The sequence below is a fragment of the Lentzea sp. NPDC042327 genome (assembly GCF_040647275.1).
Lineage (GTDB): Bacteria > Actinomycetota > Actinomycetes > Mycobacteriales > Pseudonocardiaceae > Lentzea.
Window position 1 is genome coordinate 694,335 of record NZ_JBEZBX010000002.1, and the last position, 15,600, is coordinate 709,934.

At 71.2% G+C, this 15,600-nt stretch carries 12 protein-coding genes; 9 read left to right on the forward strand and 3 right to left on the reverse strand.

Features of this window, described 5'->3' with window-relative positions; translation table 11 throughout:
- Positions 1-76 precede the first annotated feature (76 nt).
- The 7 genes from AB0A63_RS07270 to AB0A63_RS07300 all read left to right on the forward strand — a co-directional run bounded on the left by AB0A63_RS07270 (position 77) and on the right by AB0A63_RS07300 (position 9,507).
- Positions 77-2,008 carry a molybdopterin oxidoreductase family protein gene (locus tag AB0A63_RS07270; RefSeq protein ID WP_360386692.1) on the forward strand — a complete coding sequence of 644 codons (1,932 nt, stop codon included), beginning with the start codon at positions 77-79 and terminating at the stop codon, positions 2,006-2,008.
- Positions 1,993-3,531 (forward strand): FAD-dependent oxidoreductase, encoded by a 1,539-nt coding sequence (locus AB0A63_RS07275; RefSeq protein WP_360386349.1) that lies wholly within the window; start codon positions 1,993-1,995, stop codon positions 3,529-3,531. The genes AB0A63_RS07270 and AB0A63_RS07275 overlap by 16 nt, the downstream gene beginning before the upstream one ends.
- A 98-nt stretch (positions 3,532-3,629) precedes the next feature.
- Positions 3,630-4,931 (forward strand): nitrate/nitrite transporter, encoded by a 1,302-nt coding sequence (locus AB0A63_RS07280; protein ID WP_360386351.1) that lies wholly within the window; start codon positions 3,630-3,632, stop codon positions 4,929-4,931.
- Positions 4,932-5,004: 73 nt separating this feature from the next.
- The gene (gene nirB / locus AB0A63_RS07285; RefSeq protein ID WP_360386354.1) at positions 5,005-7,461 is read left to right on the forward strand and encodes a nitrite reductase large subunit NirB; all 2,457 of its coding nucleotides are present in this window, start codon (positions 5,005-5,007) and stop codon (positions 7,459-7,461) included.
- Entirely contained in the window at positions 7,458-7,772 is a 315-nt protein-coding gene (gene nirD, locus AB0A63_RS07290) for a nitrite reductase small subunit NirD (RefSeq protein WP_360386357.1), read from the forward strand. Before nirB ends, nirD begins: the two co-directional genes overlap by 4 nt.
- Positions 7,769-8,863 carry a uroporphyrinogen-III synthase gene (locus tag AB0A63_RS07295; protein ID WP_360386359.1) on the forward strand — a complete coding sequence of 365 codons (1,095 nt, stop codon included), beginning with the start codon at positions 7,769-7,771 and terminating at the stop codon, positions 8,861-8,863. Before nirD ends, AB0A63_RS07295 begins: the two co-directional genes overlap by 4 nt.
- Positions 8,860-9,507, forward strand: a complete 648-nt coding sequence (locus AB0A63_RS07300) for a CbiX/SirB N-terminal domain-containing protein (RefSeq protein ID WP_360386361.1) — start codon at positions 8,860-8,862, stop codon at positions 9,505-9,507. The genes AB0A63_RS07295 and AB0A63_RS07300 overlap by 4 nt, the downstream gene beginning before the upstream one ends.
- Positions 9,508-9,538: 31 nt before the next feature.
- Here AB0A63_RS07300 and AB0A63_RS07305 read toward each other — a convergent pair whose 3' ends face one another.
- A complete protein-coding gene (locus AB0A63_RS07305) occupies positions 9,539-9,856 on the reverse strand; it encodes an MGMT family protein (RefSeq protein WP_360386363.1) in 318 nt (105 codons plus the stop codon).
- Positions 9,857-10,091: 235 nt separating this feature from the next.
- Between AB0A63_RS07305 and AB0A63_RS07310 the strand changes: the two genes are divergently transcribed.
- Entirely contained in the window at positions 10,092-12,173 is a 2,082-nt protein-coding gene (locus tag AB0A63_RS07310) for a diguanylate cyclase (RefSeq protein ID WP_360386366.1), read from the forward strand.
- A gap of 17 nt (positions 12,174-12,190) precedes the next feature.
- Here AB0A63_RS07310 and AB0A63_RS07315 read toward each other — a convergent pair whose 3' ends face one another.
- Together AB0A63_RS07315 and AB0A63_RS07320 are read right to left on the reverse strand one after the other, a co-directional pair.
- Positions 12,191-13,189 (reverse strand): alpha/beta hydrolase, encoded by a 999-nt coding sequence (locus AB0A63_RS07315; RefSeq protein ID WP_360386369.1) that lies wholly within the window; start codon positions 13,187-13,189, stop codon positions 12,191-12,193.
- Between the two features lie 18 nt (positions 13,190-13,207).
- Entirely contained in the window at positions 13,208-14,521 is a 1,314-nt protein-coding gene (locus tag AB0A63_RS07320) for a cytochrome P450 (RefSeq protein ID WP_360386372.1), read from the reverse strand.
- A gap of 162 nt (positions 14,522-14,683) precedes the next feature.
- Between AB0A63_RS07320 and AB0A63_RS07325 the strand changes: the two genes are divergently transcribed.
- Positions 14,684-15,496 carry an SAM-dependent methyltransferase gene (locus tag AB0A63_RS07325; protein ID WP_360386375.1) on the forward strand — a complete coding sequence of 271 codons (813 nt, stop codon included), beginning with the start codon at positions 14,684-14,686 and terminating at the stop codon, positions 15,494-15,496.
- Positions 15,497-15,600: the final 104 nt, after the last annotated feature.

A 15,600-nucleotide genomic window follows, 5' to 3' on the forward strand; every position in this document is an offset into this window, starting at 1 on the left:
CGGAGCTTCGGGTTAACGCGCGCTTCTTAGCGTCAGCGGCGTGACCCATTGCCCGTACTGCGCGCTCCAGTGCGCCATGAGCGTCATCGACGGCCAGGTGGCCCCCGGCCCCGGTGGGCTGTGCCAGAAGGGCTGGACGGCGGGGGAGCTGCTGCGCCATCCAGGCCGCCTCACCACGCCGTTGGTCCACGGCGAACCCGCCTCGTGGGACGAGGCGATGGACTACGTGGTCAACAGGATCAGGACTTGCGAACCCGACGAGGTCGCCGTGTTCGGTGGCGGCGGGCTGACCAACGAGAAGGCGTACCTGCTGGGCAAGTTCGCCAGGGTCGCGCTGAAGACCTCGCAGATCGACTACAACGGCCGGTTCTGCATGTCGTCGGCCGCGGCGGCGGGCAACCGTGCGTTCGGGCTGGACCGGGGCATGCCGTTCCCGCTCACCGACCTGCGGACCGCCGACACGGTGCTGCTCGCGGGCTCCAACCCGGCCGAGACCATGCCGCCGTTCCTGCGGCACCTCGAAGGCGCCCGGCTGATCGTCATCGACCCGCGCCGCACGGCCACCGCGGAACGCGCCACGCTGCACCTGCAGCCCGCACCGGGCACGGACCTGGCGCTGGCACTGGGACTGCTGCACACCGCGGTGATCGAGGGCTTGGTCGACAAGGAGTACATCGCCGAGCGCACCACCGGGTTCGACGACGCCTGGCGGATCGCCGCGCAGTGGTGGCCGGAGCAGACCGAACGCGTCACGGGCGTGTCCGCCGCCGACCAGCGCGCGGCCGTGCAGATGCTGGCCGGGAGCTCGTACGTCCTCACCGGGCGGGGCACCGAGCAGCACGCGTCGGGCACCGACACCGTCTCCGCGTGGATCAACCTGGCGCTCGCGCTGGGCCTGCCGGGCAGGACCGGTTCCGGCTACGGCTGCCTGACCGGGCAGGGCAACGGCCAGGGCGGTCGCGAGCACGGTCAGAAGGCCGACCAGCTGCCCGGTTACCGCAAGATCGACGACCCGGCGGCCCGCGCGCACGTCATGGCCGTCTGGGGCGTCGACGAGCTGCCGGGTCCCGGCCGCAGCGCCTACGAGCTGCTCACCGCCGACGACCTGAAGGCGATGCTCGTGTTCGGCAGCAACCCGGTCGTCTCGGCGCCGCGCGCGGCCCATGTCACCGAGCGGATGAAGGTGCTGGACCTGCTGGTGGTCGCCGACTTCGTCCTGTCGGAGACCGCCGCGATGGCGGACGTCGTGTTCCCGGTCACGCAGTGGGCCGAGGAGGACGGCACGATGACCAACCTCGAAGGCCGGGTCATCCGCCGCCGCAAGGCGCTCGACCCGCCGCCGGGTGTCCGCAGCGACCTGGAGCTGATCAACGGCCTGGCCGCGCGCCTCGGCGTGCCGACGGGGTTCCCCACGTCGCCGCGCGAGGCGTTCGAGGAGCTGAGAAAGGCCTCGCAGGGCGGCCTGTCCGACTACTCCGGCATCACCTACGAGCGGCTCGACGCCGAGCAGCTGCACTGGCCGGTGCCCTCGACCGACCACCCCGGCACCCCCAGGTTGTTCCTGGACCGGTTCGCCCACGCCGACGGTCTGGCGCGGTTCGTCCCGGTCGACCACACCGGCCCGGCGGAACCGCCGGACGCCGAGTTCCCGTTGCAGGCCACCACCGGGCGGGTCTTGCAGCACTACCAGTCGGGTGCGCAGACGCGGCGGATCGGGGAGCTGGCCGCGGCCGTTCCCGGGACGTACGTCGAGGTGCACCCCGACACGGCCGCGCGGGCGGGACTCGTTCCCGGCGAGCCCGCGCACGTCGTGTCCAGAAGAGGTCGTGTCACGGCCACCGTGCGCTGCGTGCCGAGCATGCGCGTCGACGCGGTGTTCCTGCCGTTCCACTTCCCCGGTGACGGGCGGGCGAACCTGCTCACCAACCCCGCGCTCGACCCCACGAGCCGGATGCCCGAGTTCAAGGTCTGCGCGGTGCGATTGGAGCGGGCATGCGACGAGTCGTGATCGTCGGGTACGGCATGGCGGGCGCACGGCTGGCGGACGAGCTCCGCCGCCGTGACCAGGACATCTCCATCACCGTCATCGGAGCCGAGCCGCACGCGGCGTACAACCGCGTGCTGCTCTCAACCGTGGTCGCCGGGACCATGATTCCCTCAGCGACCCGCCTCCACGACGAATCCTGGGCCGCCACCCACAACATCGACCTGCGCCTCTCCCACGAGGTCGTCTCCCTCGACCGCGTCACCCGAACGGTGGACGTCAGGTGCACGCGGGGCGCTTTCGTACCCTCAGAGAGCACGGAAGGGCCCCGCGTGCGCGTTCCCCTGGATGTCACGCGGGAGTCCCGCGTTCCCCTGGGGGGTACGCGGGGGCCCCGCGTGACTGTTGCGTACGACGCGTTGGTGTTGGCGACGGGGAGTGTGCCGTGGGTGCCGCCGGCCGAAGGGCTCGTCGAGGACGGGAAGCTCGCCGACGGGGTGGTTGCCTTCCGGACGTTGGACGACTGCGCGCGGATCGAGGCCAAGGCGCAGAAGGGCATGCCGGTCGCGGTCCTGGGCGGTGGCCTGCTGGGCATCGAGGCGGCACGCGGCCTGGCCGGACGCGGCTGCCTGGTCACGGTCGTGCACCCGGTCGGGCACCTGATGGAACGCCAGCTCGACCCCGGCGCCGGCAGTGTCCTCGCGCGCACCCTCGGCAAGCTCGGCATCGAGTTCCGGCTGAACGCGCTGGCCGCCAAGTACCTGCCCGGTGACGGCCTGGTCCTCGACGACGGCACGCACGTGCCCGCAGAGCTGGTGGTCGTCTCCGCCGGTGTGCGGGCGGAGACCGGGCTGGCGGTGCGGGCGGGACTGGACGTGGACCGCGGCATCGTCGTGGACGACGCGCTGCGCACCAGCGACCCGCGCGTCCACGCGATCGGCGACTGCGCCCAGCACCCCGGCACCGTCTCCGGTCTCGTGCAGCCCGCGTGGGACCAGGCCGCCGTGCTCGCCGACCGGCTGACCGGCGCGAACCCGGCCGCGCGCTACAGCGGCACGTCCGTCGTGACCCGGTTGAAGGCCCGCGACGTGGACCTCGCGGCGCTGGGCGACGTGCACACCGACGTGGACTGCCCCGACTCGGAGGTCCTGTGCTTCCAGGAACCCTCCCGCGGCCGGTACGCCAAGCTGGTGCTGCGCGACGACCGGGTCACCGGCGCGATCGTGCTGGGCGCACCGGACGCGGCCGCCACGATCACCCAGCTCTACGACCGCGGCATCCCCGCGCCGACCGACCGGCTGGCGCTGCTGCTGGGCCGGGCGCTGCCCGCGGAGGCCGCGTCACCGGCGGACCTGCCGTCCAGCGCGGTGATCTGCCGCTGCAACACCGTCTCCAAAGGACAGATCGTGTCCGCGTGGCGTGCGGGCGCGGAGTCGTTGCCGCAGCTCGCGGAGGCCACGCGGGCGACCACGGGCTGCGGTGGCTGCAAGGACGCCGTGTGCGGGCTGCTCGACTGGCTCGGGGCCTCACAACCGGCCACCGCGTGATGTGCGGCGGAGTTGCCGCCGCCGTCATCGACCAGAACGCCCTGGTAACGCGCGGTTCCTAGGTTTCTCGGCAATCGCCGACCCCGCGGAGGACGTACATGAGCTGGATCGACCACTGGGAGCCGGAGAAGCCCGAGTTCTGGGAGTCCACCGGCAAGCGGATCGCACGCAAGAACCTCGCGCTCTCCATCTTCGCGGAGAACCTCGGGTTCAGCGTCTGGGTGCTGATGAGCATCGTGGTGGTGAGCCTCGGCCCGGTCGGGTTCGACTTCAGCGTCGGCCAGCAGTTCTGGCTGCTGATCGTGCCGAACCTGGTGGGCGCGGTGCTGCGGGTGCCCTACACGTTCGCGGTGCCGCGGTTCGGCGGGAGGGTCTGGACGACGATCAGCGCGGGACTCCTGCTGATCCCCTGCACGATGCTCGCCCACGCGGTGTCCACGCCCGGCACGCCGTACTGGTTCTTCCTGCTCACCTCGGCCGCCATGGGCCTGGGCGGCGGGAACTTCTCGTCGTCGATGGCGAACATCTCGTTCTTCTACCCGGAGGGCAAGAAGGGCCTCGCGCTCGGCATGAACGCCGCCGGCGGCAACCTCGGCGTCGCGATCACGCAGCTCATCGTGCCGGTCGTCATCACGCTCGGCACCGGCATCCACCTGGCCTACGCGGCGCTGATCTGGATGCCGTTCATCGTGGTCGCCACGCTGTGCGCCTGGTTCTTCATGGACAGCCTCACCCAGGCCAAGCCGGACGGCCAGTCGTACAAGCTGGCGCTGTCCAACAAGCACACCTGGGTGATGTCGTTCCTGTACATCGGGACGTTCGGGTCGTTCATCGGCTACTCGTTCGCGTTCCCGTCGCTGATCAAGCTCAGCTTCGTGGACCACAGGGGCTGGGTGGCGCTCGCGTTCCTCGGCGCGCTGATCGGCTCGGTCGCCCGGCCCGCCGGCGGGTGGCTCGCCGACCGGGTCGGTGGCGCGAAGGTGACGCTGGGCACGTTCGTGGGGCTCGGCATCGGCACGGTCGGCGTGATCATCAGCGTCGACACGAAGAACTTCGCGCTGTTCTTCGGCTCGTTCATCGCGCTGTTCGTGCTGGCCGGCGTCGGCAACGGCTCGACGTACCGGATGATCCCGGCGATCTTCCGCACGCAGTCGGACGACGACAAGTCCGCCAAGCGCCAGGCCGCCGCCGTGGTCGGCATCGCGGGCGCGGTCGGCGCGGCCGGTGGCGTGCTGGTGAACCTGGTCTTCAAGTTCTCGCTGGAGGGCTCGAAGACGCTCACGCCCGCGCTGACCGCGATCCTCGTGTTCTACGCGTTCTGCCTGGGCACCACGTGGTGGTTCTACCTGCGGCGCACCGTCTTCGCGGCGCGGCCGTCCTTGGCCTACGCGGGCGTGTAACAGCTCGGACACACAGCTGACCTCGGCACGACACACCGCCCGGTGACGATTCCGGGTGGAAGGAGGGACTCCGATGACTCGAACCCTGGTCGTGATCGGCCACGGCATGGTCGGCCACCGGCTCACCGAACTCCTGCACGACTCCGGGTGGCGGATCGTCGTGTTCGGCGAGGAGTCCCGCCCCGCCTACGACCGGGTCGCCCTGTCGTCCTATGTGGACACGTGGAGCTCCGCCGGCCTGGAGCTGCCCGCGCTGAGCGGGTGCGAGCTCCGCCTCGGCGAGAAAGCGGTCTCCGTCGACCGGGAACGCCGGGTCGTCGTGGGCGCCTCCGGTGTCGAGGTCGGCTACGACGCGCTGGTGCTGGCCACCGGCTCCGTGCCGTTCGTGCCGCCCGTCCCCGGCCGGGACCTGCCCGGCTGCCACGTCTACCGGACCATCGACGACCTGGACGAGATCCGGGCGACGGTCCAGGCCGCCGACCGGCCGGGCCGGCACTCCGGCATGGTGCTCGGCGGTGGCCTCCTCGGCCTGGAGGCGGCCAACGCGCTGCGCGGCATGGGGGTCTCGCCGCACGTCGTGGAGCTCGCACCCCGGCTGATGCCGATCCAGGTCGACGACGGCGGCGCCGGACTGCTGAAGCGGCTGGTCGAGAAGCTCGACCTGACCGTGCACACCGGCACCTCCGCCTCCTCGATCGAACGCGACGGGTCGCGGTTGATCGCCAAGCTGGCCAGCGGTCTGGAGCTCGACCTCGACGTCGTGGTGTTCAGCGCCGGCATCCGGCCCCGCACCGACCTGGACCTCGGGCTGGAGCTGGGACCGCGCGGCGGGTACCTGGTCGACGATTCCTGCCGCACCGCCGACCCGCACGTGTTCGCGATCGGCGAGTGCGCGGCGGTCGAGGGCGTGACGTACGGGCTGGTGGCGCCCGGTTACGCGATGGCCGAGGTGGTCGCGGACCAGCTCTCCGGTGGCACGAAGGTATTCCCCGGTGCGGACGTGTCGACGAAGCTGAAGCTGCTCGGCGTGGACGTGGCGTCGTTCGGTGACGCGCACGCCACGACCGAGGGTGCGCTGGAAGTCGTCGTGAACAACGCCGTCGCGGGCACGTACAGCAAGCTCGTGGTGTCCGACGACGCGAAGACCCTGCTCGGCGGCGTGCTGGTCGGTGACGCGTCGGCCTACCCGTCGCTGCGCCCGCTGGTGGGCAAGGAGGTTCCCGCGGCGCTGTTGCAGCCGGGTGCGGCCGTCGACGTGGACATGCCGGCGGACGCCCAGGTCTGCTCGTGCCACGCCGTCACCAAGCAGACGATCACCGACGCCATCGGGTCCGGTGTGGCGTGCGACGTCGCCGAGCTGAAGGCGTGCACCAAGGCGGGCACGGGCTGCGGTTCGTGCGTGCCGATGCTGAAGAAGCTGCTGACCGACTGCGGCGTCGAGCAGTCCAAGGCGCTGTGCGAGCACTTCACCCACTCGCGCGCGGAGCTGTTCGAGATCGTCCGCGCGACCCGGATCACGACGTTCACCGCGCTGGTCGAGAAGCACGGCAGCGGGCGCGGGTGCGACATCTGCAAGCCCGCCGTGGCCTCGATCCTGGCGTCGCTGAACAACGGGCACATCCTCGGCGAGGCGCAGGTCTCGTTGCAGGACACCAACGACCGGTTCCTCGCGAACATGCAGCGCAACGGCACCTACTCGGTCGTGCCGCGCATCCCCGGCGGTGAGATCACGCCGGAGAAGCTCATCGTGATCGGCGAGGTCGCCCGCGACTTCGGGCTCTACACGAAGATCACCGGCGGGCAGCGGATCGACCTGTTCGGCGCGACGGTCGACCAGCTGCCGCAGATCTGGCGCCGCCTGGTCGACGCCGGCTTCGAGTCCGGGCACGCGTACGGCAAGGCGCTGCGCACGGTGAAGTCCTGCGTCGGCACGACCTGGTGCCGCTACGGCGTGCAGGACTCCGTCGGGCTCGCGATCGACCTGGAGCTGCGCTACCGCGGCCTGCGGTCGCCGCACAAGCTCAAGTCCGCGGTGTCGGGGTGTGCGCGCGAGTGCGCGGAGGCCCGCAGCAAGGACTTCGGCATCATCGCGACCGAGAACGGCTGGAACCTCTACGTCGGCGGCAACGGCGGCTTCACACCCCGCCACGCCGACCTGCTGGTGTCCGATGTGGACACGGAGACGCTCATCCGCACCATCGACCGGTTCCTGATGTTCTACATCCGCACCGCGGACCGGTTGCAGCGCACGTCGGCGTGGCTGGAGGGCCTCGACGGCGGCCTCGACCACCTGCGCGAGGTGGTCGTGGACGACGAGCTCGGCATCTGCGCCGACCTGGAGGCCGCGATGGACGCCCACGTCGGTTCGTACGCCGACGAGTGGAAGGGCGTGCTGGAGGACCCGGAGAAGCTGGCGCGCTTCACGTCGTTCGTCAACGCCCCCGGCACCCCCGACCCGTCGATCTCGTTCCGCGCCGAACGCGGTCAGCGCGTTCCCGTCCAGCTCGGCATCCCGGAGGTCGTGCGATGACGAAGGTCTGTGACTTCGCCCTGCTGCGCCCGGAACAGGGCGTCGCGGCCCTGCTCCCCGACGGCTCGCAGGTGGCCGTGTTCCTGACCGCGGAGGGCACCCTGCACGCGCTGGACAACGTCGACCCGTTCAGCGGCGCTGCGGTGCTCTCCCGCGGCATCCTCGGTGACCGCGGCGGTGTGCCCGTGGTCGTGTCCCCGGTCTACAAGCAGGCCTTCGAGCTGGCCACGGGCAAGTGCCTCGACTCGCCCGAGGTGTCGGTCGCCGTGCACGGGGTGCGTGTGCGTGACGGTGTGGTGGAGCTGACGTGACCGGTCCGCTGGCCGGGTTCACCATCGGCGTCACCGCCGCCCGCCGTGCCGACGAGCTCATCGCGCTGCTCGAACGCAAGGGCGCCGCGGTCCTGCACGGCCCGGCCATCCGCATCGTGCCGCTGCCGGACGACACCTCGTTGCTGGCCGCGACGTCCGCCCTGCTGTCGGCGCCGGTCGACGTGGTCGTGGCGACCACCGCGATCGGTTTCCGCGGCTGGTTCGAGGCCGCGGAGGGCTGGGGTCTGGGCGCGCGCCTGCACCGCGCCCTGTCGTCGGCCGTGGTGCTGCCGCGCGGCCCGAAGGCGAAGGGCGCGGTGCGGGCCGCCGGCCTGACCGAGACGTGGTCGCCGTCGTCCGAGTCGAACGCCGAGCTGCTGCAGTACCTGCTGCGGATGGGCGTCTCCGGCAAACGCGTGGCCGTGCAGCTGCACGGCGAACCGCTGCCGGACTTCGTCGGCACCCTCCAGGCCGCGGGCGCCGACGTCGTCGAGATCCCGGTCTACCGCTGGGAACCGCCCGCCGACCCCGGCCCGCTGGAGCGGCTGATCGACGCGGTGCTCGACGGCCAGGTGGACGCGCTGACGTTCACCAGCGCCCCGGCCGCCTCGTCGGTGCTGCGCACGGCCGGAGACCGCCGCGCCGACCTGGTGGAGGCCCTGCGCCGCACCGTGCTGGTGGTCGGCGTCGGCGCGATCACCGCAGGTCCCCTGGTGGCCGCAGGAATCCCGGTGGTGCAGCCGGCCCGCTCGCGCATCGGCTCGATGGTGCGCGAACTGGCCGTCGAGCTGCCCGCGCGGGCGACCCGGCTGCGGATCGCCTCGCTGGACATGGAGATGCGCGCCCAGGCCGTGGTGATCGACGGCGAGCTGCGCCCCGTCGCACCGGCGCCGATGGCGGTGCTGCGCACCCTCGTCGCCGCCCGCGGACGGGTGGTGTCCCGGCAGGAGCTGCTGGCCGCCCTGCCCTCCGGCGGCGAGGAACACGCCGTGGAGACGGCGATCGGACGGCTGCGGACGGCACTGGGGGCGCCGCAGATGGTGTGCACCGTGGTCAAGCGCGGATACCGACTCGCGATGGAGCCCGCATGAAGCTCGTCCTGGCCTTCCACGGCACGCGGAACCCGCGCGGGGTCGCGGTGTGCGAGGAGATCGCGGCCCTGGTGCGCGCCGCGGTGGACGCACCCGTCGCGGTCGCGTACGCCGACGTGCTCCAGCCGGACGTCCGGTCCGTTGTGGACGGTCCGTGCGTCGTCGTGCCGGTGTTCCTGGCGGCCGGGTACCACGTGCGGGTGGACATCCCGGAGCAGATCGGGTCACGCCCCGGGGTCGTGGTGACCGAGCCGCTGGGCGTGGCCGCGGTGCCGGCGGTGGTGGACCGGTTGCGCGAGGCCGGGGTCCGGCGCGGCGACCTGGTGGTGCTCGGCGCGGCCGGTTCGTCGGACGCGCGGGCCCTGGCGGACGTGCGGCGGGCCGCGGTGCTGGTGGGGGCGGAGGCCGTCGGGTACGTCGCCACGGCCACGCCCCGGATCGCGGACGTGGTGGCCTCGGTCCGCCACGGCGGGCGGCGGGTCGTGGTGGCGTCGTGGTTGCTGGCGCCCGGTGTCTTCCAGGGCGGCCTGGCCGCGTGCGGGGCGGACGTGGTGGCGGAACCGGTCGGGGCGCATCCGCTGGTGGTCGAGGCGTTGGTGCGGAAGTACCGGGAGGGCGTTGCGGGGGTGCGCAGGTCGGCGTGAGCGCGAGGCCGGTCGCCGACCTGCGCACCGCCTACCAGAGCCCGGGGAGCTCCTCTTCGCGCGCGTCCTCCCACCGGTACTCCCGCAGGTTGACCTTCCCGTCGAGGTTCGGCACCCCTTCCTCGTGCAGCATCTGCAGCTGGGTGTCGCGCAGGTGCGGGGCGCAGGTGCCGTCCGCCTTCAGGACGCGTTGCCAGGGCAGGTCGTGGCCGTCCTCGTTCAGGATGCGGCCGACCAGCCGGGGCGACGGTGCCTTGGCGAGATCGGCGATGTCGCCGTAGGTGGCGACGCGGCCGCGGGGGATCGCCTTGATGGTGTCGCGGATCCGCTCGTGGATCTCTTCGTCCATGCGCCGAGTCTAGGGTCAGATCCGCACCGCCCAGGAGGCGACGGCCGCGCGGTGGCCGGTCGGTCCCGGCGGCGTCGCTGCGGAGGCGCCCGTGAACGTGTTCCGGTACGCTGAAGTAGGTCGTAAGGGTTAAAACCACTCCAAGGAGTGGCGCTTTCACACTGTTGGCGCAACGGACGCCGACTCGTGGTGGGTAAACTGCCGGGCACTCTTCAACCCATACAGGGCAACGGGAATGACGAAACCGAGCCGTAGACCCGATGCCGCTCCACCCGCGGGCACCGCCACCGCCCGCGCGCGGGAAGCCTTGGCGCGCAAGTGGAGCTACCTGCTCAGCAGCGTCGTGATGGTCGCGTTGAGCCGGGACGAGCTGGACGCCGAACTGGGCGACCAGCTCGACGCGTTGTGCACGGCGTTGCACAGCGAGCCGTTCGACCCCGCTCCGTTCGAGCAGGTGGGCGAGCGGCTTGCCGGCGTCGGCTACGTCAACGAGCCCGGGCTGCGCCGCACCGTCGACGTGCTCGGCAAGGGCCTGCTGGGCCTGGACGAGTTCAGCGGGAGCAAGCAGCACGTCGTGCGCGTCGTCGGCGGCATGGGCGCGCTGATGTGCGCCTTCAGCGCGGCGCGGGCACGTTCCATCCTGGACCAGCAGGAGAGCATGCAGCTCGCGCTGCTCAAGGCCGCCCGTGACGCGCAGCGGGACCAGCGGCGCAGCGAGGCCAGGTTCGCCGGCATCGCGACGTCGTCGACCAGCGGCATCTTCGTCGTCGGCCTCGACGGCAAGGTGGTGTGGGTCAACGACGCCGTCGGCGACGTCCTGGGCCACAAGCCCGATCCGGGCACGCGGCTCATGGACCTGGTCGCGCCGGGGTCGGTCGTCGTGTTCCGCGAGATGGTCGAACGCGTGCTGGCCGAACGCCGTGAGTTCGAACGGGAACCGCTGCACCTGTTGCGCGGCGAGGACGACGTGGCCAAGGTGACGCTGACGGCGTCACTGCTGCGCGACGGCGACAACAAGCCCAGCCACGTGCTGGTGGTCGCCGACGACGCCACGGAACTCGCGCTGCTGCAAGGAGAACTGCGCAGGCAGTCGTTGCACGACGTGCTGACCGGCCTGCCGAACCGGCAGTTCTTCACCACCCACCTGGAGACCGTGCTGCGCAGGGCCGACCCCGTGCTCGGCGTGACGGTGTTCCACCTCGACCTCGACGCGTTCGGCCTGGTGTGCAACAGCCTCGGCGGCCGGGTCGGCGAGCGGCTGCTGCAGCACGTGGCCCGCAGGCTGCGCGCGTTGCTGTCGCGCGAACAGGCGATGGTCGCCCGGTTCGACGGTGACGAGTTCGGCGTCGTCGTCGAGAACTCCGCCGCCACACCGGACATCGCGACGATGATGACCACGATCAACGCCGACCTGGCCGAACCGGTGTTCGTCGACGAGCACGGGCTCGCGGTGTCGGTGAGCGCGGGCGTCGTGCACCGGCCCTCGCCGGACGTCGACCCGGTCGAGCTGCTGCGCATGGCCGACCTCGCGTTGCGGCAGGCCAAGAAGGACCAGCGCGGCCAGTGGGAGTTGTTCCACAGCAACCAGGACACCGAACGGCGCCGTGACCACGCGCTGGCCGTCGTGATGCCGGGCGCGTGGGAACAGGGTGACATCGGCGTCTGCTACCGGCCGGTGCGCGCGCTCGCGACCGGTGAGCTGGCGGGCGTGGAGGCCGTGCTGCACTGGGACCTCACCGACCGCTGCGCCGAGCTCGCCGACGCCACGGGCATGATCCTGCCGATGGGCGAGTGGCTGATCCGGATCGTCGCCGGTCAGGCCCAGTGGTGGCGGCACCGCGGTGAGCTCGACGCGCAGTTCGGCGTCCGGCTCACCCGCCACCAGTCGACCGACGGCGACCTCGTGTCCCGCGTGGCGCGGGTGATCGAGGAGACCGGTCTGCCGCACGAGCGGCTGACGCTGAGCATGCCGGTCGGCGTGCTGGGCGTGGCCTGCGCGGCGGAGAACCTGGGCACGCTGGCGGCCAGGGGAGTGCGGATCGCGCTGGAGGACTTCGCTCTCGGCCCGCGCGACCTGAACTGGCTCTCGGAGCTGCCGATCGCGTCCGTGCTGGTGCCGGGGGACCTGGTGCGCAAGCAGGACGAGCGGTGCGCCGCGCTCATCCCCGCCGTGCACGAGCTGGGCGTGAACATCTGCGTGGACGGCGTCGAGACCGCCGCCCAGGCCGAGTGGTGGGCGCGAGCGGGCGCCGACCTCGCGATCGGCACCCACTTCGGCGTTCCACGCGACGCAGGCGAGTTCCTGCAGAAGCTCTAGCCCCCTTGCAGATGCCGTCAGACGCTGCGCTGCCAGGTGACGACGGCCGTGTGGTAGGCGTCAGCGGCCGTCACCGAGAAGTTGAAGCAGTGGCCGTACCCGTTGACCACGAAGGCGTCCAGCCGCGGTGCGCGCGGGTAGAACGGCCGCTCGGAGCGGGCCAGTGCCGCGGACGACGAGCAGTCGGCGCCGAGCGGCGGGGTGCCGCAGAAGTAGTCGGCCGAGGTCTGCACGGTCATCACCGGCACGTCGATGGCACCGCTCGCGGGGAGCACGATGTTCGACATCAGCGCGGTCGTGACGAACTCACCGGCCGACACGACGTCCTTGGTGGACTCGTCGAGGTTCACCACGTCGGTGACCTTCGGGCCCGGTGCGTGGAACATGGTGTAACGGGTGCCGGGTGCCGTGGTCAGGTAGCCGAGGTCGAGACCGCGCAGGCTCAGCTTCGCGTCGAGCACGGCGGGGATCAGGTTCGTCAGCGCGGGCACGGCCCGGACGTAGTCCCACTGGTGGGTCATGCCGGTGACCAGCACGCCGTCGACGTCGCGGTACCGGCCGGCCTCGGCCATCGCGATCGCGGAACCGATGGAGTGCCCGCCGATCAGCACCTTCGCGAACCGCTGCCGCAGGCGCTCGACGATCTGGTGCACCGCTTCGGCCTGGTTGGGGACGTCGACCAGGATGCTGAGCGGCTTGGTGCTCTTGCCGGTGCCGATCCGGTCCACCGCCATGGTGGCGATGCCGGCGCTGTTCATGGCGCGCACGACCGACCGGGCCTCGGGACCGACCGGGATGTCCCAGTAGCCGCTGGTGTAGGTGCCACCGGGGACGAGCACCTGGACCGCCCTGGCCCCGCGGGGGACGCAGAGGCGGCCGTACATCGTCTGCTTGACCAGTCCGAACTGGACGGGCGTGTACACGTCCTCACAGGTGGTCTGGGCGGCGTTCGCCTGCGCGGGCACCGGTAAGAGCGCGGCGAGCAGCACGGCGGCACAGAGCCGACGGAAACGCATGGGGGAACAAACCTCCAACTAGCGGGGGACGACCTTCATCATCAGGTCGTTGGGGTAGGCCGCATTGGTGAACGTGGTGCGCACGGGCCGGTCCGGGACCAGCCGGTAGCGCGAGCAGACCGCCGCCACGACGACGGCGATCTCGGTCAGCGCGAAGTGGTTGCCGATGCACTGGTGGATGCCGCCGCCGAACGGGACGAACGCGCCCTTCGGCAGCTGCCGGACGCGGTCGGGCGTCCAGCGGTCCGGGTCGAAGCGCTCGGGGTCGGGGAACTGCGCGGGGTCGTGGTGCAGGGTGTGCGGGCTGAGGATCACCTCGGTGCCCGGTGGCAGGCGGACGCCGCCGAGGTCGACCTCCTCGGCGGTGCGGCGCATGACGAGCCACAGCGGGTACTTCCGCAGCACCTCGCTCGCCACCTGGCCGACGTAGGTCAGCCTCGGCACGTCGTCGACCGTGACCGCGCGCCCGGCGAGCACCTCGTCGACCTCGGCCACGACCCGCCGCTGCACGTCGGGGTTCGCGGCGATCTCGTGGAAGATCCACGCCAGTGCGAGCGCGGTGGTCTCGATCCCGGCCGTCAGCAGCGTGATGACCTCGTCGAAGACCTGCTCGTCGGTCATCGGCTCGCCGGTCTCGGCGTCCCTGGCGGCCAGCATGGTCGACAGCAGGTCGCCGTGGTCGGCCGGGTCGTCGCGGCGGGCCGCGATGACCTCCTGCACGATCGCCCGCATCCGGTCGACCGCCTCGTCGAACTCGCGGTTCGCCGGGATGGGCAGCTTCTCCACGAACCCCGGTGACAACGCGCGCAGGATGCCGTTGCGGATGATCACGAAGACGGACCGCCGGGCCTCGTCGATCGCCCGCTGACCGATCTCGGTGGAGAACAGCGCCTCACCGACGATCGTGACGGCGAGGCCCTGCATGTCGGCCTCCAGCTGCCGCACCTCGCCCGGCCGCCAGCCGTCGACGACCTCGCGCGCCGCGCGGGCCATGACGGTGACGTAGCCCGCGATCCGGTCGCGGTGGAACGCCGGCTGCACCATCCGGCGCTGGCGCAGGTGGAACGACCCGCTGGACACCGCGAGCCCGTTGCCCACGAACGGGCGGAACTTGTCGTACATCCGGCCCTTGTGGAACTTCGGCGCGTCGGTGACCAGCACCTGGTGCGTCAACCGCGGGCTGGTGACGAAATAGGTGCGCATCGGACCCAGGTGGACTTCCACCAGATCACCGCGACCACGCAAATTCCCGGTGAAGGCGAATCTTTTCCTGAGCATTGGCAACGTGTGCCCGAGAAATGGCAGCCGACCGGGTGCCACCGGGACGGACATCATCGCTCCTCGCGACGTGGAAAGGATGGACCACCTTATGAGTCGTTCGGGTGAGGATGACAGTGCCCGTTCGGGTGGCGTGTGTTCACACTTGCGGCCTAATCGAGTGCGCTTCGTGCATGACTAAGCTTGTGCGTCCGCAACCTCAAGAGGGTGGTCGCCGTGGCCGACGAGAACTGGATCCCGCAGAGCGTGGACGTGTCCGTGCCCAGTGCGGCGCGGGTCTACGACTACCTGCTCGGCGGCGCGCACAACTTCGCGGTCGACCGCGTGATGGGCGACAAGGCCGAGGAGATGATGCCGCACTCGCGCAGCGCGGCCCGTCTCAACCGGGCCTTCCTGCGCCGTGCCGTGCGGTTCATGACCGAGCAGGGGGTGCGGCAGTTCCTCGACATCGGCTCCGGCATCCCGACCGTGGCGAACGTGCACGAGGTCGCGCAGGAGCAGGCCCCGGAGTGCCGGGTCGTCTACGTGGACCGCGATCCCGTCGCCGTGGCGCACGGTGAGCTGATCGTCGCGGGCAACGACCGCGTCGGCGTGCTGCAGGCCGACATGCGCGACCCGGAGAGCATCCTGAGCAGCGGCGAGGTCAGGCGGCTGCTCGACTTCGACCAGCCGGTCGGGCTGCTGCTGCTGTTCATGGTCCACTGGGTGCCGGACGACGCCGACCCGCAGGGGCTGCTCAAGCGCTACCGCGAGGCGTTGCCCGCCGGGAGCTACCTCGCGATCTCGCACATGGCCGGCGACCACGTCAACGACGAGGCCAGGGCCGTCACCGACCGGATGAGCAAGGCCGGCGGCGGTGACGTCGCCTATCGCGACCGCGCCGAGATCGAAGCCTTCTTCGGTGATTTCGAGCTGGTCGAACCGGGACTGGTCAAGTACGCCGAATGGCGACCTTCCGGTCCTGGTGACATCTCCGACGACCCGGCGGTGAACCGGATCGCCTTCGCAGGGGTCGGTCGTAAGTCATAGCCGATACCGATAGGGTGATGTCGATTCACGTCGCCGGTTGAGGTGGGACCGACGGTGCGTGGCTAAACTGCCGGACACTCCGAGCCCGTGACGAGGCAGCCCCG

What these genes read in the sequence shown, in the direction of transcription:
- AB0A63_RS07270 (WP_360386692.1), top strand. Translation starts at nt 77, where the DNA reads ATGAGCGTCATCGACGGCCAGGTGGCCCCCGGCCCCGGTGGGCTGTGC.
- AB0A63_RS07275 (WP_360386349.1), top strand. Translation starts at nt 1,993, where the DNA reads ATGCGACGAGTCGTGATCGTCGGGTACGGCATGGCGGGCGCACGGCTG.
- AB0A63_RS07280 (WP_360386351.1), top strand. Translation starts at nt 3,630, where the DNA reads ATGAGCTGGATCGACCACTGGGAGCCGGAGAAGCCCGAGTTCTGGGAG.
- nirB (WP_360386354.1), top strand. Translation starts at nt 5,005, where the DNA reads ATGACTCGAACCCTGGTCGTGATCGGCCACGGCATGGTCGGCCACCGG.
- nirD (WP_360386357.1), top strand. Translation starts at nt 7,458, where the DNA reads ATGACGAAGGTCTGTGACTTCGCCCTGCTGCGCCCGGAACAGGGCGTC.
- AB0A63_RS07300 (WP_360386361.1), top strand. Translation starts at nt 8,860, where the DNA reads ATGAAGCTCGTCCTGGCCTTCCACGGCACGCGGAACCCGCGCGGGGTC.
- AB0A63_RS07305 (WP_360386363.1), bottom strand. Translation starts at nt 9,856, where the DNA reads ATGGACGAAGAGATCCACGAGCGGATCCGCGACACCATCAAGGCGATC.
- AB0A63_RS07310 (WP_360386366.1), top strand. Translation starts at nt 10,092, where the DNA reads ATGACGAAACCGAGCCGTAGACCCGATGCCGCTCCACCCGCGGGCACC.
- AB0A63_RS07315 (WP_360386369.1), bottom strand. Translation starts at nt 13,189, where the DNA reads ATGCGTTTCCGTCGGCTCTGTGCCGCCGTGCTGCTCGCCGCGCTCTTA.
- AB0A63_RS07320 (WP_360386372.1), bottom strand. Translation starts at nt 14,521, where the DNA reads ATGTCCGTCCCGGTGGCACCCGGTCGGCTGCCATTTCTCGGGCACACG.